A 19,360-nucleotide genomic window follows, 5' to 3' on the forward strand; every position below is an offset into this window, starting at 1 on the left:
CGATCAATGGTCTGCGCTCGGCAACGGCTGAAATATCTGACCCAGAAAGACCTCCAGCGGAACTGCCAGGAAGCCAATGGCCATTGCCCCCATGGCACAAAACAAGGTCACAATCACCATCAATCCCGGGACAGTTCGCACCGTCGCCTCGGGGTCAGTCGGTCGCCAAGCTGCTTCCAGCCCCCGGTACATGTATGCTCCAGTCAGCAATGCTCCGAACACCATCACCACGGCCCAGAACCAGGCCTCACCGAGCAGGGCAGCCTGAAGCAACCGCCACTTCCCAACAAATCCTCCGCTGGGGGGCAATCCAACTATGCTGGCCCCCGCCAGGGCGAAGGCCAGCCATACCCAGCCCAAACGGCCGGCCGCTCCGGGTAGTTCTCGAATCCGGTCATGGCCATGGGCGACATGAATGCAGCCGGCGGCAAAGAATAGGGCCGCCTTGGCCAAGCCGTGAGCCAGCACCATTAGGGCCGCCCCATGCAAGGCGAGAATTGAAGCGCCGCCGGCTGCGAACACCGGAAAGATCAGCATCACATTACCGAACTGGGCGATGGTGGAATAGGCTACGATCATTTTCAGGCGTTTCTGACGCAGTGCCATCAATCCACCCCAAAGAATCGACGCCAGGCCGATGGCCCCAAGAACTGAAGCCGGTTGTACAGCTAGAAAAACAAAAAAAAGGCCGCTCCAGAACCGATATAAAACAAAAAAACAAACCGCCACGACCACGGAGGACAACAGGGCACTGACCGGCACAGGTGCCCTGCCATGGGCCGAAGGCAGCCAGAAGTGCACGGGAAACAGCGCGGTCTTGATCAACAGCCCGAGGGACATCAACACTGCGGCGGATCCGCTTGCCAGACCAGGTTCAATGACAGTGGCCAGGGCCGCCTGGTCCAGCATTCCGTACTGCCCGTAAAGCAGCGACACCCCAAGAAGATAGAGCATGGAACCGAACAGCGTCACCAGGAAATAACGCATTGCCGCCTGAAGGGCTTCGGTTTCCCGGGACAGTGAAATCAGTCCCACAGCGGCTAGGGCCATGAGTTCCAGCCCGACGTAGATGTTGAAAAGATCTGCTGCCAGGAGCAGACTGTTCATTGCTGACCAAGTAAAAAGCCATAGAGACCAGAAGTACCGATCGGCCGATGGCAGAGCCGCGGGAAGATATCCCAGCGCGAACACCCCTCCGCTCACCGCCACCAGGGTCGTCATCGCCAGCATGGTCACACTGAAACTGTCGGCTTGCCAGTATAACCCGAGGGGCACTGGCCAACCACCTGGTTGCCAAGTCAGCCATGGCCCATGACTGCCAACCTCGACACCTAAGACGAGAATTCCGGTCAGCACGAGTCCACCTGTCGCCAAAGTGGCGGCTGAGCCTCGTACGGCCCGTGTGAAAACAAGCACGGCAGCCATCAGTGGGACGAAAATGATCCCAACGGGAATCCAGTCACTCATACTGGACTCCAGGCTTAGTCATCGTTGGTGCTCTGCAGGGAAAGAGACCCGCTGCGACGATACAGACGAACCAGTAATGCCAAGCCCACCGCCGTCGTACTCACGGTCACCACGATACCGGTCAACACCATGGCATGGGGAACCGGATCAAGAGGTTCGGCCAGCCGAGCCAACGTCACGAGGAACAAGAAAACAGCGCTGGTGAAGATGTTCAGCGCTATCAGCTTGCGAAGAAGATTGGGTCTGGTCACGAGGCCATGAAAGCCCATAGCCAGAATCACGCTGGCTAAAATCAAGTAGAAAGCTGTCATCCGGGGATTCACCTAGACGTAGGTTGGGCTGGATGTATATCCGGCTCGCCGCCAATATACAGGGCCATCAGCATAGCTCCGATGGATACGCCGGCGCTTGCCTCGATCAGGAAAATAATTGTTCCGGCCCATGGTTCGGGATATTCGAGAAAGCCGAATCCAGCGATCATCAGGCTCATTCCCGCAAGGACAAAGACCAGAAGTCCTCCGGCCAGAATCCATCGCAGCCATGACATGGCACCTGGGCTGATTCGAATTGTCATGCCGGTCAGAAGCAGCAGGATTCCAGCTGCTGCCAATATCGCTCCCCCGGGAAAGGCCCCGCCGGGGGCGTGACTGCCCCTCCAAAGCAAGGAAAGCGCCACCAGCACAAAAGCCGGAGTCAACAAGCGAACCAAACCGGGCAGCAAAGGCGAAGGGAGCTTCTGCTTCGTCTGCACCCCCACGGTTCCCATGGACCACACCACCACCACTGCCAGGAGAAGAACGGCGACTTCCATAACGGTATCCAGGGAGCGGAAATTGAGCAGCACAGCAGTGACCGGATTGGACACGCCGGACTCGGCTATCCTTTCTTGAATCACTTTGCCCAACCCCGGGGCTTGCAGATCCTGAAAGGAAAGAACAAAGAGCGCCAACAACAGCATGGCTGACAGCCACCAGAACCCGGTCGCCATCCAATACCCGGGGCCGCTTCTCACAGCTCTTGAAAGTATCGGTTGTTTTGATTCAGAGTGCGGCAGTCGGCCGAGAGTGGAAAACAGAAGAACCCCGGTCAATCCCGATCCGATAGCTGCTTCCGCAAGGGCAATATCGGGCGCCTCCAGCCGGACCCAGGCTACCGCCATAAGCAGACCAAAAGCCATGAAGCTGATCACCGCGCCAAAAAGATCCGTTACGTTCAGGCTCTTCCGAACGAGGACCACGAGCAGCAGGCCAAGGATCAGATCAAAAACCGCCATGAAGAATTATTCCTGCCGTTCCCAGGGACGAATGCCTCTCCCACGGGCTGTTTGGGCGATCAGGCTGGCACCGGTGGCGGAGGCAATAAGCACCAGGATCCAGACAAGCAGCAATTTCAAGGTCGTCATCAGGCTTCCTGATTGCAATGCAGAGCCGACACAGATCAGGCCGAGGCCAAGGTTGTCCGCCTTGGTCAAGGCATGAATCCGGGTGTAGATGTCGGGAAAACGCATCAAACCGAGCGTGCCTGCGAGAAAAAACACCACGCCGGCTACAGCCAGGACGGCGCCCAGAATATCAGCCGCGCTCATCATCCTGTTCCCCGGATTCCGGACTTGGCCAGCTGCGGGTGACAAAGGCCACCACAGCCAATGCCGAAAGTAGTGCAAAAACCAGGGCAACGTCGATATAAACCGGTTTCTCCAGGACAATAGCCAGCAGTAAAATTATGGCCACGGTGACAGTGCCGAGGAGCCCGGCAGCCAGCATCCGATCCGCGGCAGTCGGACCACGCAGGATGCGGATCAAACCCACTGCAATGTTTCCCATCAAAATACAGACCAGGATAAGATACATGGTGGTCATTATGATGTCTCGCTCAGAGGTATCCGGAAAAGGGATCCCACTATCTCCTCCAGTACCTGGACAGACGGCATACTGCCCCGGGCATCGTGCAGAAAATGGATATCGAGTGACTCATCCCGAATCTGCATGCTGAGAGTTCCAGGAACCAGATTGATGATGCTTGCCAAAAAAAGTCGGGCCGGACCTGGCGGCAAACGCCAGCGATACTCCACCACTTCAGGAGTCAGAACTTGAAGGCGGCGCAAAGCCAGATAGGCAATCTGAACCCCGCTACGTAAAGAGAGCCATAGAAAAACGGGAACGAAGCGCAACAGCGCGGGAATACTCCAGCGCCAGCTGGAACTTTGCACAAGATAGGGGGAAACCAGAGCCACGAAAAATATCACCGGAATGCCGGGCAGCATGTTGTACCATGCTCCGTCCATCAAAACCCACCAGATCAGTGCAGCGGTAGTCAAACGTATGGGCAGACCTACGCCGCTACCCTGCATCCGCCAGAATCTTTCGACCTTGCTTTCTATCGATGCATTCTTCACCATCGCCGCCATCTCCATCCAGAAATACACTGAGAATTCCCTCTTTCTGCCGACCCCATGCTTACCAGCCACAGACTGCTGACTTATTCCAATGGACTATCCTTTCTGGATAAATTTAAGTCAAGGTTCGACGCCCTTGTTGATCGTCTCCATTTTATGGCCGAACCTGCGCTGCACCCAGTCCCGCAGCACGAACCGTGAAACCAGGCAGGCCAGCGTTGCGCCGATGGTGCTGGCGAAGGAGACAATCAGGGTCCCGACCCACAGACCGAACAGCGCCCCCCCGGCCAGGGTCAGAACCGCGGCTCCGGGCAGAGAAAGACTTGTGGCGAGAATGTATATGCCCATGTACCCAGCGATGACCGAGAAGGTTTGCTCGGCGTACAAAGTCTGGAAGCGTTGCTGAGACTGTTTGAGGTATTCCAGGGAAAGGTACTGGCCCAGATCGAAGAAGAAAAACCCGCCCGCAAGGGCGAGCACAACCAGTACCAAGACGATTTTTTGCAGTGATCTCGATTGCATCACCCTTCCTTGTCGCCCCTGCGGAAAGCAGGACGGCTCCTCAATTTTTCGGTGAAATGCGGCAGCCGCTGCGCCAACTTGCTCGCATCTCGTCAAAACTTGAAAAATAATGACAACTCGAAACTCGAGTCAAATCAGAATGAATCAGACTGGAAGGCAGACAAAGAAGGACTTCGGATCGGCTGGAGAAAAAATCTTCGCTCCGCAGACGCAGGCAGCTGTTCCTGCCGAGTAACTATTCAGCACATGCTCTGTGGTCACTCGCCGGAATGACGTATCCATACCATGTCCTTTCCAATTTATGTCATACCGGCGAAGTCCGGTATCCAGTCCGATTTCTCTCGGATGAGCTGAGTAGTTACCCTGCCGATTCTTTTTCGGAGAAGGCGATCATCCTCGTATTTTACAGTCTCGCTCCTGCCTCCCTGGCTTTTGAGCTCACGCCGACAGTGATCAAACGCGGGCTTGCCCGCTATGAGATTCCCGTGGACAGGCTGGCCAGATTGGCCCTGGCCCGATCAATGCAAAGCCGCGGCTTGGGCGGCCAGCTGATTTTGGCTGCCGGCCGTCGCTATTTGTTGGCTGCGTCCCAGGTAGGCGGAATTGCCCTGCTCATCGATGCCAAAGACGAACGGGCCACACAGTGGTATTCCCGTTACGGCGCCACGCCCCTCCAGAATCAGCCCCTCTCCCAGTTTTCGCCGCTCAAAACCATTCATGCCGCGCTGACCGTGGCAGGCAAGATATGACCAAGGGCGCGTCAATATACTGCCTTCCACCTTCCCTGCTCCTGCATGCTTCAAAGACTTGACAGGTTCTCCTAAGCATCCTTGCTTATGCAACTCACACGTGCTATTCGTGCAGCACGTGTTTACGTGAAAAGGGAGATCGGGAATGAAACAGAACATCACGTTGGCCCTGGAGAAGGATCTGTTGGCTGAGCTGAAAGTCATCGCCGCCCAGCGGTCCATGTCCATAAGCGGCATGCTCAGCAGCCAGCTCAAGGAGATCGTAGAGCGAGAAAAGCAGTACGAAAAGTGCAAAAAGAAAGCGTTGGACGCACTGCGAACTGGGTATCACCTCGGCGGACGGCCCGCGTCCAGGGAAGATCTTCATGTCCGATAAACAATTTCTGGACACAAACATCCTGATCTACGCCCACGACCTGGATGCTGGGCTACGGCACAAATTGGCTGCCTCGCTTGTGGCTGAACTCTGGGAATCAGGTCAAGGGATGATCAGCGTCCAGGTGCTGCAAGAATTCTATGTCAACATCACCAGGAAAATTCCCCGGCCCCTGACGCCTGTGGCTGCCCGCGGCCTGATTGAAACCTATTGTGCCTGGCACGTCGTCACGCCCACTGGCCAGGACGTTCTCCGCGCATCCGAAGTCCAGGAACGAAACAGTCTTTCGTTCTGGGATGCCATGATCATCGTGTCCGCCTCCAACGCCGGGGCCAATACCGTCATCAGCGAAGACTTCAATTCCGGACATTTCATTGAAGGAATGCTCATCCTCAACCCTTTCATCGACGGGGATAGAGTGGACTAGCCAAAGGCGCATTTACAGATCAATCTCCCCGCGCAGGTAGGTGACGGCCCGGCCTCCGATCTTGACCCGCTCGCCCTCATCCCGGCAGAACAGCTCCCCGCCGCGGGCCGACAGCTGCAGCGCATGCAGATCCTTTTTCTTCAGCCGGGCGGCCCAGTAGGGGATCAATGTCGAATGCGCGGAGCCGGTGACCGGATCTTCGTTCATCCCGGCGCCGGGCGCGAAGAAGCGCGACACGAAGTCCACCTTTTTTCCCGGCGCAGTGACGATGACCCCAAGGCAGTCCCATTTATCCATCAGCCCGAAATCGGGATGCATGTTTCGGATGTCGTCCTCGTCCTGGAACACGATCAGATAGTCCCGTGAACGTAGAACTTCGATGGGCACTATGCCCAGAACCCGCTCCACTTCCGCCGGACTCCCGCACGGCACCGCGGGTCTGGAGGGAAAATCCAGAACCAGCCTGCCTGCCTCTCTGGTCACGCTCACCTCTCCGCTTCTGGTCTCGAATGCGATTCGTTCCGTCTTTAAACCTATTTCCGTGAACAGCACATGCGCCGGGGCCACGGTGGCGTGACCGCACAGGTCCATCTCCAGCGTCGGCGTGAACCAGCGCAGACCGAAACGATCCCCCTGCTCAACCACAAAAGCCGTTTCCGACTGGTTGTTTTCGAACGCGATGTTCTGCATCGTCTCGTCCGAAAGCCAGCCCGATGGCAGAAGACATACTCCCGCCGGATTGCCCTTGAAGAGCCGATCCGTGAACACATCAACCTGATAATAGGGAATCTTCATCACTATCCTCGCTCAATGACCATCGTTTCTTCGTAAAAGGGTAACTGACGCACTGACTATGCAGCATGCTACTGCCCTGCGGAGTTGGCATCGCTGTCCGCGTCGGTATCGGGATCGCAGGCGGAGCCATGCGTAGGTCTTCTCAAATTTTTCGAAACCGATTCCGACCCCGACTCCGACCCCGATGTCGGAGGCAGATCGCAAAACATTAACTGAGTAGTTGACGTAACTACTCAGCTCATCCGCGAATATTCGAACTGGATATCGGCCTTCGCCCGGTATGACTGACACAAAACGACATGATACGCGATGTCATTCCGGCGAAAGCCGGAATCCAGTGCTGGAGGATGGCTCATACATCGTGTTTGCTGAATAGTTTTCTAGTTGACTAACGCAAACCTATTCCGCTGAGCCATTCCGTGATTCCGGCTGCATCATCCGCAAATAGTTCCGGAACAAGCGGGGATGCACCCGGTTGTGCCATTCAAACTCCGCCGAAATTTCCATGCCCGGGACGATGGCCCGGACCACCGGCAGATCGATGTCCGCCCGGGTCAGGTCGACATAGATGGGCTGAAAGCCATGGGCCGCCAGTACGGCCTCGAGCAGGGCCAGATCCCCGGCGGCGGAGCCGGTGGAATAGTTGGGCAGGCTTTCCACGGGCACCCGCATCAGCTTGTCCGGGGTCAGATCCGATGGCAGCCTTGAAGGTGGGCCCGAAGGAAAGGCAAAGGGCGTTTCGGTCAGGGCCGAAAGCAGGGCTCTTTTCGCGTCCAGGCCTGCACCGCAGCCCTTGACGATGCGGTTTTCCCGGTCCACCACGAAGCACTTGCAGCAGGGAACGCCCAGCTCCGAAGTCAGGTCCTGGAACCGGACGTACACGCCCTGCTCCACGTAGGCCCGCAGCAGCCCGGCCAACGAGGGGTCGCGGGTTTCGACGGTGAAGCATCGGCGGGGATCATAGGGAGTCACGCCTTCGTGGTCCCGCTCGATGACTTCCAGCAGCGCGCTGACCTTGGCCTCCTCCATGGTATTGCCCGAGGCCAGGCCCGTGGAACCCAGACCACTGAAGAGCTGTACCTCGTCCAGGTTGCAGAACAGGAACACGCACTGCGCCGGCACCAGCATTGGCTCCGGCCCGTTCACGCCGATCCGCTCGCCCGAGATCCAGGTCAGCGGCTCGTCCCGGTATGGAACCTCCAGGCTCAGGCTGTTGGGGTCCAGGACCTCCATCTCCGCCCTACGCAACCTGGAATAGCTCCCCTGCGCCAGCCGGTGTTCCCGGCGACAGCCCTCGACCCTTTCACTGGAAAACGACGCAAAGGAGGATTTGCGCTCCACCATTTCCATGACCAGGGCGGCCCGGGCATGCTCCAGGACCAGTCCCCGGCCGTAGGAGGTCTGGATTCCGGAAAGGGAGTAGTCGAGGCGTCCGTTGCGCACCTCCACCTCCATTTGCCATTGCCGGAGCAGGGCAATGGGGCTCAGCGAGGCTTCGTGACGCTGCATCGGGCCGTGGATGACGCCCAGTCGCTCCAGCTTTTCCAGGCCGATGCGGGCGGTCTCCTCCGGCGTGGGCCGCTCTTGGCCCGGCGATGGGCCGGCGGCCAGGATGCGGTTGCGGATTTCATTGATATCCGGCGGGGTCGCCGGTCCGGAAAGCGGCGCCTGAACGGGGAACGCCAAACCCGCCTCGTTCGGCGGAGGCAAAGGCTCATGCTGGAGCATGTTGGCGCGAAACAACGCGATCCAGCTCTTGTGCAACTCGTGGTCGGGCAGAATCATGGCCCGCGGATGGATCAGAGGGGTATCTCCGGCACACCGCTCGATGTGCTCCCGGCTCAAATCCTCGCGAAGCGGACGAAGCCGTTCCGAAAGCATCACGGCTTCGATAAATACGGACTCCAGGGGACTTCGCGCGTCCGCTGACTCCCGCAGGGCTTTATTGATTTTTTGCGGTTCCCATGTTCCGATCTGCTGCAGCATGTGCTGGCGCATAAACACGTCGTTGGGGTGCGCTTCCAAATAGGCCAGACATTGGTCAATGGTCATTTCCGCGGGCGGCAGGCACGCAAAGTAACCTGTGGCGGATTCGGTCTTTACCAAAGTCAATTTGTATGGAAGGGGTGATGGAGTCATATGCATCGGGGAGTGATGCCCGAATATGAGTTTGGTGTAAACGTTGGAATTCGTAACTACTCAGCACGCTTTATGTGAATCTACCTCCGGCAATCGGGGTCGGAGTCGGTATCGGAATCGCTTTCGAAAACGTTGAAGCTCCCTCCGCTCGGCTTCGCTTCCGATCCCGATACCGATACCGATACCGACAGCGAGCCGAACTGGGCAACGGCAGCTTATGCAGAATAGTTACGGAATTTCGAAAGATTGATGTGAGGTGGCGCAGAAAGTATCGAAAATGTCGTCACCCGTCGGCATCTCCTGGACCAGGCGCAAACCTGCCGACATTTCAATCACATCCTTGTCCATGCGGCTGGCGCTGTTTTTGAATTTGACCCCTTCTCTTCAGGGATTACCATCTCTCCAGATGGTCCCGCTTCCCCTTGTGACAATGTACGCCCAACAACAACGGGAACACGACCGCGTGTACGACGGCGCTCCGGATGCTGTAACCTGGATGAACAAGGAGGATTGTCATGAAAAGAACCCCATTGTTTTCCCGGAAAAATCGAAAAGAGATCCCGTACCGATTCATGCTCCCGGCCCTGATTCTTGGCACGGGCCTGGTCATGGCCGCAAGCGTCCTTGTGCTCCAATCCGCGATCGCGATGCAGTCATTGACACTGGAAGACAATCAGATGCCGGAATTCAACCTGTCGTTGATCAGCGATCCGGACGCAGTGAACATGATCAATCGGATCCAGGATCTTGAATGGGGAGAATGGACCCGGACCACCGCTTTCTACCCGAATCAGATCAGCTACCAATGGCTCAGCGGCCGGGACGGTCCCAGCGGCTATCAGGCCGGGGCCGCGGAGTCGCATTCGGTGGGGGCCAATACGATCACCGACACGATAGCCTGCGTCTCCTGCCATTTTGAAAGGGGATTTGACGGCCCATGGACCGGCAGGACCGACCTGGGCGGGAACAGCGGATATGAAAAGGCGAACACCCTCGAACTGCGCCTGCGTGCCGCTTATGACGACCAGCGATTCTATCTCCACGTGCGGTGGAAATCCGTTACGGATGCCAGCGGGCGCGGCCTGCCGGACTCCATCGGCCCGGTGATCACGCACCAGACGTACAGATACGACGGCGCCGGATTTTCCAACCAAGGCAAAGGACGTATGGCCGGGCCTACTGAAATCGAATTGGACCATGTGGAACATCTCGAACCGGGCGATCGGTTCAATTATGAAGAGCGCCTGGCCGGGATGTTCGTCCCGGCCGCAACCAATCTTACGGATGTCCATGGCGCAAGCTTCAATGCTCACGGATGTTTCATGGCCTGCCACGACGACATGCGCAACATGCCGTACGACCTTGAAAAGGTGGAGGATTATCATTTTGCGGACGATCCGGTTCTCGGCAAGGAAGGAATGGATGAAAGCGACCTGCGCCATTATATTCTGCGTAGTCGCGCGGCGAACCCCGACAGCAGCCCGCGGGATCGATTCGGCACGCAATTCGCCGGCTCTCCGGCATCCTTCGAACAATATCTGGCCGAGACCGTCGTTCCGGACCTGGAGGCCGGCAACTTCATCGACCTCTGGCAGGCCCGTACGGCCCGCTCCGTTCCCATGGGCCACGCCTCGGCCGATTACGTCTACCACTACCGACTCCACAACAATCAGGGTCTCGATGACCATGATGATTGGGCGGAAAGCGGAACCGCGAACTGGTTCAACAATCGACCTGATCCGGAATACGCCGACCACATGCCGTGGATCTATGATGCCCGAATCACCGGTTATTGGGCAATCCATGAAGACAATCTTGCCGAAGCGATGCGAGCCGGCCACGGCCCGCTTATCACCGAGGGCGCGGACGGAAATGCGGTGCACTTGGCTGACGACGACCTGTTTGCCTGGGATAATGAGAACAAGGACTTCCGGCTGACCCAAGACGTTGAATTTGAAGGAAACATCATTGCTTCCGAAGGCGATCTGCTGGCTGCAAATCTTTTGCGCGAGGGGGATCTTGTTCCACGGCGGGTGCTTCGCGAAGCGGACGGCGCCCGGAACATGGTCAGGGCTTTCGTCGCCTGGACTGACCAAACATACGACGTGGTCTTGGTCCGCGACCGAGAACCCTCCGTGAACGGCCAAAAGACCACGGACCACGTCTTTGATCCGGACTCTGGACTGACCGCCGGTTTTTCAATCTTTGACGACCACGCCAGCAACCGCACCCACTATGTCACCTTTCCATTGGGTATTATCGGGGAAAGCGCAGGGCGAAAGGCATATCTCGATCAGCCGGACGTCAGTCCCAACGCTCTGGTGATTCTTGCGAAAAACAATGGCGGCGAAGCCTCGGGGAAGACTGACGCGGAACACACGAAACAAAATCCTCATTAACAGAGAGTTGAGAAAGTTCTTTTCCGGCAGTTTGTTCAAAAACCAAGCAAAATGAAATGTAACTGCTCAGCACATACGGTGCATGATCATTCTCCAGCACTGGATTCCGGCTTTGGCCGGAATGACTTATCTGGGCAAGCCTTTCCCACGCTAGTCATACCGGCGAAGGCCAATATCCAGGTATTTTCTGGCTCTGCTGAGCAGTTACGTTTATTCATGCAATGGTTCGATGTTACGAAGTCGGCGAAGGAGCTTGCGAGGTCGTAAAAAATCAAGGCAAGCCGGACCTCTGCTGAGTAGTTACCAAAACCAAGCAAAATGAAATTCCCTTGGTCACGTTTCATGAAAAGGAGAAACTCCCATGCAACAAACGCTTCACCAGATTTCCCCAATTGACAGGAAAAGCAACCAATGGAGATTCGGCGCCATTATGGTCTTGATGCTGAGCGCGGGGTTGATGCTGGCCGTCGGTATTGTGGTTCACAAGTCCGTATCGGCGATGCAGGGCTCCGCCAATGGAGTTACTGAGATATCCGACGTGGATCTTTCGGAAATCAACCGATTTCAGCCAGGAGCTTTCGACGACCCGGAGAACTGCGAGGGTTGTCACCAGGAGATTTTTGACGCCTGGTCCCAAAGCAAGCATCGGTATGCCTGGGAGGACATGTTCTATCAGCCGGATTATCTGCAGGCCAGTCGGGAAACAGATGGGTTCACTGATATCTTCTGCGGAGAATGTCATGCGCCTGTCGGGGTAAGGACCGGTCAGCTCCCGCCGCCGGACGGGAGCCAAATGGACGCGACATCCAGAAAAGGCGTTTCCTGCGACTACTGCCATACGGTCAAGAAGGTGGTTCAGCCGTTCAACGTCCAGACCATTTCGGACCCGGGAGACTTGAAACGCGGCCCCAAGGGGGACGGCTGGGCGCCGTATCACGAGATCGTTTTTTCTGAAATCCATACCGACCCCGCTTTCTGCGGGGCCTGCCACAACGTGGTGCATCCGACCTCCGGCGCGGTGGTGATCGACACTTACGACGACTGGAAAGCGGGGCCATACGCCCAGGAAGGCATACGCTGCCAGGACTGCCATATGACGCCGGGACCGGGAGTAGCAAAGAATCCTGGAAGATCCAGTTTCATGGGTCAGGACAGGGATCATGTGGCCACCCACAATTTTCAGGGAGGCAGCGTCTTCTTCCATGAAAAAATGGGCCACGACGAGAAAGCGGCCCTGGCCAGGCAAATGCTCGAGGCGGCCGCTGAGCTGGAAACGGAAGTCATGCACGCGGAGGACTCGGTTGAGATCCTCGCACGGATAAAGAACGTGGGCGCGGGCCACAAGATTCCCACGGGCGTGACCTATATCCGCAAGATGTGGCTGGAAGTCACCGCGACCAATGGCTCGGGCGAGGACGTTTTCCGCTCCGGTCACATCGTCGAGGGCAACCGCGTCGATCCGGAAGCCAAGTTCTATCGCAAGATTTTCAAGGACGCGGACGGCAACCTCACCCCCAAGAGCTGGTTTGCCGAAGAAATCGGCTACGACCACCGCATCCCGGCCAAAGGGCATGATGAACAGGTGTTCCGGATTCCGGCTTCCGAGACGGACGGAGAACTCCAGGTCCTGATCCGCCTGATGTACCGGTCCATGAGCCAGGAGGTGGCCGATGGACTCGGAATCGAGGGCATTGAAGTGCCGGCCCTGGAAATGACCCGAGCGGAATTGACGATCCGTTGACGTGGCTGATTGCCCCAGGCTTTGTTCCCCCTGCGTTGCGACGCCAAACCATGTACCTATTCAGCACATACGGCGCATGACCATTCTCCAGCACTGGATACCGGCTTTCGACGGCATGACGAACGGAGCACCCTTTTCCTCTTTAGTCATGCCGGCGAGGCCGGCGCTATCGCTATCCAGGTCTTCTCCGGTACTGCCGAGTAGCTACTGATTAATTTCATCATTGTTTGATCTCCAACTGTTGAAGGGGTACACTTTGTTTTTATTCAAGGAGACCTCATGCCCAACTATCTACCCGTCAGCAAAGAGAACCACGGTTCAAAACGCTGGACCCGATTTGAATCATACGCATTTGCCAGCAAGGAAATATTCCTGCCTTTGGTGGCTGCTGAACTGCCGAAAGCTGTAACAGCATTCCCCATCGCCTTTATCCAGCAGAATGATGCATTCTTTCCAGTGGCCCTGCTCAGTCTTGAGCAGGGCAAAAACCTGTACGTTTCCGCCAATGGTCAGTGGATAGGCGCATATGTGCCTTCAGCCTTGCGAGGTTATCCCTTCAAACTGGCACGCACCGAAAACACTCAGCTTGTTCTCTGCGTGGATCAGGATTCCGGATTGATTACAGACGGACCTGAAGGCGAGCCGTTCTTTGACGAATCCGGCAGCCCATCGAAGCCGATAAAGGCCGTGCTGGATTTCCTTCAAAAAGTAGAAGAAAATCAGCAGTCAACAGTAATGATGTGCGCGATGCTGACCAAGCATGGCGTGATCAAGCCATGGGTGATTACGCTCAAAACCTCTTCAGGTGATCGAAATATTGAGGGACTTTATCAGATCGACGAAACAGCCCTGAATCAACTTCCCGGCGAGGCCTTTCTGGAACTGCGACAGGCTGGAGCCCTGCCCATGGCTTACTGCCAGTTGCTTTCCATGCAACACTTGGCCACCCTGGGCAAACTGGCCGAGGCCCATGCCAAGGTTGCAACGGGTACGGCCCAAAAGAATCAGTCGTTACAGGCCTCCATCGAATTTGACGACGACATGATCAAGTTCAATTAATCCAGGAGGAGTCCGCCCATATCCACATCCCGGCAACACGGCGGATACTCCGACTCCTCCTACACCTTCCGTGCAGGACGCTCTTCAACCTGGAGGTGAATGATGTTGAAAAAAACCTGGAACAGATTCTCAAAATTTACCAGGCGCAGCTTTTTGACCAAAGCAGCCGTTTTGACGGCTGGATTGAAATTGTCTCCCCTGTTGTCCGGAGGAAGGCTTTTGGCCGGGGAGACCTCCGAAGTGGGATTGATCAGGACCATGGACCGCAAGGAAGCGGTGCATCGGGCGCTTCAACTGACTCCCCTGCCGGAACTGGCAGGAAAGAAGGTCTTGATCAAGCCGAATTTCAATACGGCTGATCCCGCGCCGGGGTCCACCCATAATGACACTCTGGCGACATTGATCGATGAAATCTGGGAACGCGGAGCCCGGGAAGTGATTATCGGCGAACGCAGCAGCCCACCGGTGACCCAGGAAGTAATGCGCGAAAAGGGGATATTTGAACTTGCCGCGCAAAAAGACGTGCGGATCGTGAATTTCGATCTCCTGAAAGAGGATGAGCTGGTCCGTTTTCAGGATGATCGGCTGCACTGGAAGGACGGCTTTCTCGTACCCAAGGTGCTCTACGACGTTGATCACATCATTGCCGCCGGATGCTTGAAAACGCATCAATTCAACGGCGTCTTCACCATGGCTCTCAAGCTGGGCGTGGGCATCATCCCCAGGGAGGGCACCACCTACATGCGCGAACTTCACGGCTCCCGCGACATGCGCAAGATGATCGCCGAGATCAATCTGGCCTACCGTCCGGACCTGTTCATCATCGACGGGGTGGAGGCCTTCACCAGCGGCGGTCCGGCCACCGGAAAACGCGTCAATGCCGGAACAACCCTCTGCTCAAGGGATCCGGTGGCCATCGACGCGGTGGGCGTGAGCATGCTCAAACATCTGGGTTCGACGCCGGACATCATGAACATACCGGTGTTCCAGCAGGAGCAGATCGCCCGTGCCGCGGAAATCGGACTCGGCGCCTCCGGTCCGGAGCAGATTCGACTGGTGACCGATGAGCCTGCGAAGAAAAGCCTGATCCAGGAGCTTGAAACAATCCTGCGTGCCTGATGATGGCGTGATGATGACGAAAATCTGATCCCATAAAAAAGGGCGCCTTTGGCGCCCTTTTTTATGGTAACTACTCAGCAGTTTCAGGGGATAGGACTGAAGTATTCCGGATTGTCTCGATTTTTCGGTATCGCCTGTCTGACTGAGCCAGGACTCGTTCATCGAACCATTGCCGAACGCCCGAAGCGCCAGATGAGGTTTATTCGAGCAATGGTTCGATGTTACGAAGCCGGTGAAGGAGTTGCGATGCCGAAAAATCGAGACAATCCGGAATGCAGCTGAATAGCTACTTTTTATGTAAAGTGAACAAGATGGGACTGTCATGGACTACCCATCTCCGTTCCTTCTACCCGGCGGCTCCGCAGCATTTCTTGTGCTTCCGGCCGCTGCCGCAGGGGCAGGGATCGTTGCGGCCGACCTTGGGCTGATCGCGCCGCACCGGCTGTTTGGCCGGGGCGGCCTCTTTTTCGGCTCCGGAGTATTGCAGCCGTTGCGGTTTTTCCTCGTGCTGGAACTGCTCCTCCCGGACCACGTTCAGCTTGAGATGGCAAAGATTGCGCAGGGTGTGTTCCTTGATCAGGTGCAGCATGGTCTGAAAGAGTTCAAATCCCTCGCGCTTATACTCCTGCTTGGGGTCCTTCTGGCCGTAACCGCGCAGCCCGATACCCTCACGCAGGCCGTCCATGTTCAGCAGATGCTCCTTCCAGTCCCGGTCCAGGCTGTCCAGCAGGAAGTAACGGAGAATTTCTTGATAGTGCTGCCCGGCATCCGCCTTGAGCCGCTCCAGCACGGCATTGACCTGCTCTATGGCCCCATCTTCGTTTGGAAGCTTGTCCTCTGTCAGGGGATGGACCCGTCCCAGACCGAACACCTCTCCCAATCGACCGCGGACTTCCTGCCGGGCCTCCTCGTCCGGCTCCTTGCTCTTGAGGGGCGTGTAGATATCTTCCACCAGATCTTCCACAAAGGCCTCGACCATTTCTTCGAGGTCCTTGTTGGCCATGATCTCCCGGCGCTGGGTGTAGATGACTTCGCGCTGCTGGTTCATTACGTTGTCGAAGTCCAGAAGCTGTTTGCGGATTTCGAAGTTGTGCGCTTCCACCTTGCGCTGGGCGTTCTCAATGGCCCTGGAGACCATACGGTTCTCGATGGCCTCGCCTTCCTCCAGTCCCAGCCTGCCCATCAGGCCGGCAATCTTCTCCGAGCCGAACAGGCGCAGCAGATCGTCATCCAGCGCCAGATAGAACCGTGAACTCCCCGGATCGCCCTGCCGGCCGCTGCGGCCGCGCAACTGGTTGTCGATGCGTCGGCTTTCGTGGCGCTCCGTGCCGATGATATGCAGTCCGCCCAGTTCCACCACGCCCTCGCCGAGCACGATGTCCGTGCCGCGGCCGGCCATGTTCGTGGCAATGGTCACTTGGCCTGGATGACCGGCCGTGGCGACGATCTCGGCTTCCTTCTCGTGATTCTTGGCATTGAGCACGGAGTGCGGCACGCCGTGGCGCTTGAGCAGCTTGGAGACTATCTCGGATTTCTCGATGGACACAGTGCCGACAAGCACCGGCTGCCCCTTGACGTGCAGGTCGTGAATGCTCTGGGCAATGGCCTTGTACTTGTCGTCCTGGGTCTTGTAGATCATGTCCGGGTGATCTTCCCGGACCATGGGCCTGTGGGTGGGGACGGCGGACACGTCCAGATTGTAGATTTCCTTGAATTCCACGGCTTCCGTATCCGCGGTGCCGGTCATGCCCGCCAGCTTGTCGTACATCCGGAAATAATTCTGGAAGGTGATGGACGCCAGGGTCTGGTTCTCGGCCTGGATCTTGACGTGTTCCTTGGCTTCCAGAGCCTGGTGCAGGCCGTCGCTGTACCGGCGCCCGGGCATGGTCCGCCCGGTGAATTCGTCGACAATGACCACCTGTCCTTCATTGACGATATAGTCCACGTCCCGCTTGAAAATATGATGGGCCTTGAGCGCCTGCAGAATATGGTGCTGAAACCGGATGTTCTTGGGATCGTACAGATTGTCCAGGCCGAGCAGTTCCTCGCATCGCCCCACGCCCTCCTCGTTGAGCAGAATGGCCTTGACCTTCTCGTCCACCGTGAAGTCTCGCTCCTTCTGCAGCTTGGGAATCAGGGCGTTGATCTGTATGTACAGGCCAGTGGAATCCTCGGCCGGACCGGAGATGATCAGCGGGGTTCGCGCCTCGTCGATCAGGATGGAGTCCACTTCGTCCACGATGGCAAAGAACAGATCCCGCTGCACCAAGTGCTGGATGTGGAACTTCATGTTGTCGCGAAGGTAGTCGAAGCCGAACTCGTTGTTGGTGCCGTAGGTCACGTCGGCATTGTAGGACGTCTGGCGTTCGGGATCGGTCAAACCATGCAGAATCACCCCGACTTCAAGACCGAGGAAACGATAAATCTGCCCCATCCATTCGGAATCGCGCCGGGCCAGGTAGTCGTTCACCGTGACCACATGCACGCCTTTGCCTGCCAGGGCGTTGAGCACCACCGGCAGGGTCGCGGCCAGGGTTTTCCCTTCACCGGTCTTCATCTCGGCGATCTTGCCGTGGTGCAGGACGACTCCCCCGATCAACTGGGCGTCGAAGTGGCGCATCTGCAGAGCCCGCCAGGAGGCTTCCCGGACCAGAGCGAAGGTCTCCGGCAAAAGGTCGTCCAGCAACCGTCCATTGGCTACCTGCTCCTTCCATTCCCGGATCTTGACTGGAAAGTCTTCGTCGCGCAGGGCCCGCATCTGCTCTTCATAGCCATTGACCTTGGTCACCAGCGGATTGAGCTTCTTGATGTACCGTTCGTTTTTTGAACCGATTACTTTTTTGACAATATATTGAAACATTTACTTCTCCCTGATTCATGTCGGGCTGGATCGTAAGGCAATTATCTCATTCTGTTCATGTATTCATGATTGACGTAAAAATCTAAAATCTCGAAGCGTCACAACGCCAGAAGCTCCAACCAGTGGGACACGCTTTTTTCCGGCGGGGCTGTTGCCGTGAGCTGCAGCACGCAGCCACTGCATCCCGAAACCACGCGTCTTGAAACATGGGTTCGCAAAGCCTCCCAGCAGGACGTCGCAACCTGAGCGGAGAGTTCCGGAGCGCCAAGCCGCATCACGCCGCCCATGCCGCAACATGATCCCTGTGCGCCGGCAAGCAAACGTTGCCCGAACAATTCCCGCAAGAAGGCTTCATCCGGATCGGGCCTGGGAGCGTGACAAGGACGATGATACGTCAAATAGGCGTCCGTCAGCGGAAGAAAATCCCGAGGGTTCAGAAAACCGCTCAAGGGCTGAACGGACTCGGTCCATGCCCGCTGCTCGTCTTCATCCGAGAAAAAGTCGGATTCTTTTCCAGAATCACGCAGGGCAGTGGTGCATGTGGCACATACGGTCAGTATCACCGGACGGTCCAGATTTCGCCAAATTTCGATATTTCCAGCGCATGCATCTGATCGCAAACCCGTTAATCCTGCCTGACCCAGGGTAAAACCGCAACAACTCCATTCCGGAAATTCACCTAGCCCCTCACCCGCCGCCCCCATGATCCTTACAGCTGCCTGGATCCACACGGGTTTGGCATATCGAGCCATACATCCTGGGAAAAGAACGGCCGGTCTGGAAAAACAGCCAACTTTTGCACTCCCGCGGAACATTGCCATTTCAGGTGGGCGCGAGGTCATCGCGTGTACCACCGCGGCCAGGGAACCGGCGGTCGATCTGCCGGGAAGCAGTTTCGCGGATCCGCCCAACCGCGGCCAGACATGCCTGGCATTGCTGATCCAGGCCCGCCAGACCCAGGCCTGCCACCCCGGATGTCCGGCCTTGATCCGCCGCAACATTTCCGGCAGATTCCGCTCCTGGGGACAGACTTCGGCGCATCTGCCACACCCCAGACACATCCCCAGCAGCTTGCGAGCAGCAGCGGGATTTCCCAGATTGCGCTCTTCCAGAGCTTCCTGGATCAAAAACGACTTGCCCCGCGGACCCAGTTCCTCCCGCCCGGTCACTCCGAACAGCGGACACGCCTCAAGGCACTTGCCGCAAAAAATACAATCCCGTTCCCTGTCCATCCCCCAGCCGTCCCCATAGGCATCAATTCAACCACCTTCAACATCGAAATCGAAATCGGAAAATCTTTCGTAACTATTCA

At 56.9% G+C, this 19,360-nt stretch carries 19 protein-coding genes; 7 read left to right on the forward strand and 12 right to left on the reverse strand.

Annotation, left to right across the window (positions count from 1 at the left end):
- Positions 1-3 precede the first annotated feature (3 nt).
- The 7 genes from ACYQ15_RS10680 to ACYQ15_RS10710 all read right to left on the reverse strand — a co-directional run bounded on the left by ACYQ15_RS10680 (position 4) and on the right by ACYQ15_RS10710 (position 4,384).
- Positions 4-1,275 carry a complex I subunit 5 family protein gene (locus ACYQ15_RS10680; RefSeq protein ID WP_459937495.1) on the reverse strand — a complete coding sequence of 424 codons (1,272 nt, stop codon included), beginning with the start codon at positions 1,273-1,275 and terminating at the stop codon, positions 4-6.
- A 206-nt stretch (positions 1,276-1,481) separates the two neighbouring features.
- Positions 1,482-1,778 (reverse strand): sodium:proton antiporter, encoded by a 297-nt coding sequence (locus ACYQ15_RS10685; protein ID WP_459937496.1) that lies wholly within the window; start codon positions 1,776-1,778, stop codon positions 1,482-1,484.
- A gap of 8 nt (positions 1,779-1,786) precedes the next feature.
- Positions 1,787-2,740: a hydrogenase subunit MbhD domain-containing protein gene (locus ACYQ15_RS10690; protein ID WP_459937497.1), complete on the reverse strand. Its 954-nt coding sequence runs from the start codon at positions 2,738-2,740 to the stop codon at positions 1,787-1,789.
- A 6-nt stretch (positions 2,741-2,746) separates the two neighbouring features.
- A complete protein-coding gene (gene mnhG / locus ACYQ15_RS10695) occupies positions 2,747-3,055 on the reverse strand; it encodes a monovalent cation/H(+) antiporter subunit G (RefSeq protein WP_459937498.1) in 309 nt (102 codons plus the stop codon).
- A complete protein-coding gene (locus tag ACYQ15_RS10700) occupies positions 3,039-3,326 on the reverse strand; it encodes an MrpF/PhaF family protein (protein ID WP_459937499.1) in 288 nt (95 codons plus the stop codon). Before ACYQ15_RS10700 ends, mnhG begins: the two co-directional genes overlap by 17 nt.
- The gene (locus tag ACYQ15_RS10705) at positions 3,326-3,865 is read right to left on the reverse strand and encodes a Na+/H+ antiporter subunit E (protein WP_459937500.1); all 540 of its coding nucleotides are present in this window, start codon (positions 3,863-3,865) and stop codon (positions 3,326-3,328) included. Before ACYQ15_RS10705 ends, ACYQ15_RS10700 begins: the two co-directional genes overlap by 1 nt.
- A 117-nt stretch (positions 3,866-3,982) precedes the next feature.
- Complete coding sequence (locus tag ACYQ15_RS10710) at positions 3,983-4,384, reverse strand: TVP38/TMEM64 family protein (protein ID WP_459937501.1); 402 nt, start codon at positions 4,382-4,384, stop codon at positions 3,983-3,985.
- A gap of 269 nt (positions 4,385-4,653) precedes the next feature.
- Between ACYQ15_RS10710 and ACYQ15_RS10715 the strand changes: the two genes are divergently transcribed.
- From ACYQ15_RS10715 to ACYQ15_RS10725, 3 genes are all read left to right on the forward strand, one after another.
- Positions 4,654-5,133, forward strand: coding sequence for a hypothetical protein (locus tag ACYQ15_RS10715; protein WP_459937502.1), 480 nt, complete (start codon positions 4,654-4,656; stop codon positions 5,131-5,133).
- A 145-nt stretch (positions 5,134-5,278) separates the two neighbouring features.
- Positions 5,279-5,509, forward strand: a complete 231-nt coding sequence (locus tag ACYQ15_RS10720) for a hypothetical protein (RefSeq protein WP_459937503.1) — start codon at positions 5,279-5,281, stop codon at positions 5,507-5,509.
- A complete protein-coding gene (locus ACYQ15_RS10725) occupies positions 5,499-5,936 on the forward strand; it encodes a PIN domain-containing protein (protein ID WP_459937504.1) in 438 nt (145 codons plus the stop codon). The genes ACYQ15_RS10720 and ACYQ15_RS10725 overlap by 11 nt, the downstream gene beginning before the upstream one ends.
- A gap of 12 nt (positions 5,937-5,948) precedes the next feature.
- Here ACYQ15_RS10725 and ACYQ15_RS10730 read toward each other — a convergent pair whose 3' ends face one another.
- Together ACYQ15_RS10730 and ACYQ15_RS10735 are read right to left on the reverse strand one after the other, a co-directional pair.
- Positions 5,949-6,731, reverse strand: coding sequence for a PhzF family phenazine biosynthesis protein (locus tag ACYQ15_RS10730; protein WP_459937505.1), 783 nt, complete (start codon positions 6,729-6,731; stop codon positions 5,949-5,951).
- Between the two features lie 399 nt (positions 6,732-7,130).
- Positions 7,131-8,783 carry a YcaO-like family protein gene (locus ACYQ15_RS10735; protein WP_459937506.1) on the reverse strand — a complete coding sequence of 551 codons (1,653 nt, stop codon included), beginning with the start codon at positions 8,781-8,783 and terminating at the stop codon, positions 7,131-7,133.
- Between the two features lie 602 nt (positions 8,784-9,385).
- Between ACYQ15_RS10735 and ACYQ15_RS10740 the strand changes: the two genes are divergently transcribed.
- Positions 9,386-11,269 carry an ethylbenzene dehydrogenase-related protein gene (locus ACYQ15_RS10740; protein WP_459937507.1) on the forward strand — a complete coding sequence of 628 codons (1,884 nt, stop codon included), beginning with the start codon at positions 9,386-9,388 and terminating at the stop codon, positions 11,267-11,269.
- Between the two features lie 86 nt (positions 11,270-11,355).
- Here the strand turns inward: ACYQ15_RS10740 and ACYQ15_RS10745 are convergent, their stop codons facing one another.
- The gene (locus ACYQ15_RS10745) at positions 11,356-11,613 is read right to left on the reverse strand and encodes a hypothetical protein (RefSeq protein ID WP_459937508.1); all 258 of its coding nucleotides are present in this window, start codon (positions 11,611-11,613) and stop codon (positions 11,356-11,358) included.
- 17 nt (positions 11,614-11,630) lie between these two features.
- Here ACYQ15_RS10745 and ACYQ15_RS10750 point away from each other — a divergent pair, with 17 nt between their 5' ends.
- From ACYQ15_RS10750 to ACYQ15_RS10760, 3 genes are all read left to right on the forward strand, one after another.
- The gene (locus ACYQ15_RS10750) at positions 11,631-13,010 is read left to right on the forward strand and encodes a multiheme c-type cytochrome (RefSeq protein ID WP_459937509.1); all 1,380 of its coding nucleotides are present in this window, start codon (positions 11,631-11,633) and stop codon (positions 13,008-13,010) included.
- Between the two features lie 279 nt (positions 13,011-13,289).
- On the forward strand, positions 13,290-14,069 hold the full coding sequence (locus tag ACYQ15_RS10755) for a SapC family protein (protein ID WP_459937510.1): 780 nt from the start codon (positions 13,290-13,292) through the stop codon (positions 14,067-14,069).
- A 99-nt stretch (positions 14,070-14,168) separates the two neighbouring features.
- Positions 14,169-15,188 (forward strand): DUF362 domain-containing protein, encoded by a 1,020-nt coding sequence (locus ACYQ15_RS10760; protein WP_459937511.1) that lies wholly within the window; start codon positions 14,169-14,171, stop codon positions 15,186-15,188.
- A gap of 346 nt (positions 15,189-15,534) precedes the next feature.
- Here the strand turns inward: ACYQ15_RS10760 and secA are convergent, their stop codons facing one another.
- Together secA and ACYQ15_RS10770 are read right to left on the reverse strand one after the other, a co-directional pair.
- Complete coding sequence (secA, locus tag ACYQ15_RS10765) at positions 15,535-18,048, reverse strand: preprotein translocase subunit SecA (protein WP_459937512.1); 2,514 nt, start codon at positions 18,046-18,048, stop codon at positions 15,535-15,537.
- 98 nt (positions 18,049-18,146) lie between these two features.
- Positions 18,147-19,280 (reverse strand): (Fe-S)-binding protein, encoded by a 1,134-nt coding sequence (locus ACYQ15_RS10770; protein ID WP_459937513.1) that lies wholly within the window; start codon positions 19,278-19,280, stop codon positions 18,147-18,149.
- Positions 19,281-19,360 lie beyond the last annotated feature (80 nt).

It is taken from the genome of Desulfonatronum parangueonense (assembly GCF_054656975.1).

Excerpts from the sequence above, each read along its gene's own strand:
- ACYQ15_RS10710 (WP_459937501.1), bottom strand. The coding sequence starts at position 4,384 with ATGCAATCGAGATCACTGCAAAAAATCGTCTTGGTACTGGTTGTGCTC.
- ACYQ15_RS10740 (WP_459937507.1), top strand. The coding sequence starts at position 9,386 with ATGAAAAGAACCCCATTGTTTTCCCGGAAAAATCGAAAAGAGATCCCG.
- ACYQ15_RS10725 (WP_459937504.1), top strand. The coding sequence starts at position 5,499 with ATGTCCGATAAACAATTTCTGGACACAAACATCCTGATCTACGCCCAC.
- ACYQ15_RS10750 (WP_459937509.1), top strand. The coding sequence starts at position 11,631 with ATGCAACAAACGCTTCACCAGATTTCCCCAATTGACAGGAAAAGCAAC.
- ACYQ15_RS10720 (WP_459937503.1), top strand. The coding sequence starts at position 5,279 with ATGAAACAGAACATCACGTTGGCCCTGGAGAAGGATCTGTTGGCTGAG.
- secA (WP_459937512.1), bottom strand. The coding sequence starts at position 18,048 with ATGTTTCAATATATTGTCAAAAAAGTAATCGGTTCAAAAAACGAACGG.
- ACYQ15_RS10700 (WP_459937499.1), bottom strand. The coding sequence starts at position 3,326 with ATGACCACCATGTATCTTATCCTGGTCTGTATTTTGATGGGAAACATT.
- ACYQ15_RS10745 (WP_459937508.1), bottom strand. The coding sequence starts at position 11,613 with ATGAAACGTGACCAAGGGAATTTCATTTTGCTTGGTTTTGGTAACTAC.
- ACYQ15_RS10735 (WP_459937506.1), bottom strand. The coding sequence starts at position 8,783 with ATGACCATTGACCAATGTCTGGCCTATTTGGAAGCGCACCCCAACGAC.
- ACYQ15_RS10690 (WP_459937497.1), bottom strand. The coding sequence starts at position 2,740 with ATGGCGGTTTTTGATCTGATCCTTGGCCTGCTGCTCGTGGTCCTCGTT.
- ACYQ15_RS10755 (WP_459937510.1), top strand. The coding sequence starts at position 13,290 with ATGCCCAACTATCTACCCGTCAGCAAAGAGAACCACGGTTCAAAACGC.
- ACYQ15_RS10705 (WP_459937500.1), bottom strand. The coding sequence starts at position 3,865 with ATGGTGAAGAATGCATCGATAGAAAGCAAGGTCGAAAGATTCTGGCGG.
- ACYQ15_RS10760 (WP_459937511.1), top strand. The coding sequence starts at position 14,169 with ATGATGTTGAAAAAAACCTGGAACAGATTCTCAAAATTTACCAGGCGC.
- ACYQ15_RS10770 (WP_459937513.1), bottom strand. The coding sequence starts at position 19,280 with ATGGACAGGGAACGGGATTGTATTTTTTGCGGCAAGTGCCTTGAGGCG.
- mnhG (WP_459937498.1), bottom strand. The coding sequence starts at position 3,055 with ATGATGAGCGCGGCTGATATTCTGGGCGCCGTCCTGGCTGTAGCCGGC.
- ACYQ15_RS10730 (WP_459937505.1), bottom strand. The coding sequence starts at position 6,731 with ATGAAGATTCCCTATTATCAGGTTGATGTGTTCACGGATCGGCTCTTC.
- ACYQ15_RS10715 (WP_459937502.1), top strand. The coding sequence starts at position 4,654 with ATGACGTATCCATACCATGTCCTTTCCAATTTATGTCATACCGGCGAA.
- ACYQ15_RS10685 (WP_459937496.1), bottom strand. The coding sequence starts at position 1,778 with ATGACAGCTTTCTACTTGATTTTAGCCAGCGTGATTCTGGCTATGGGC.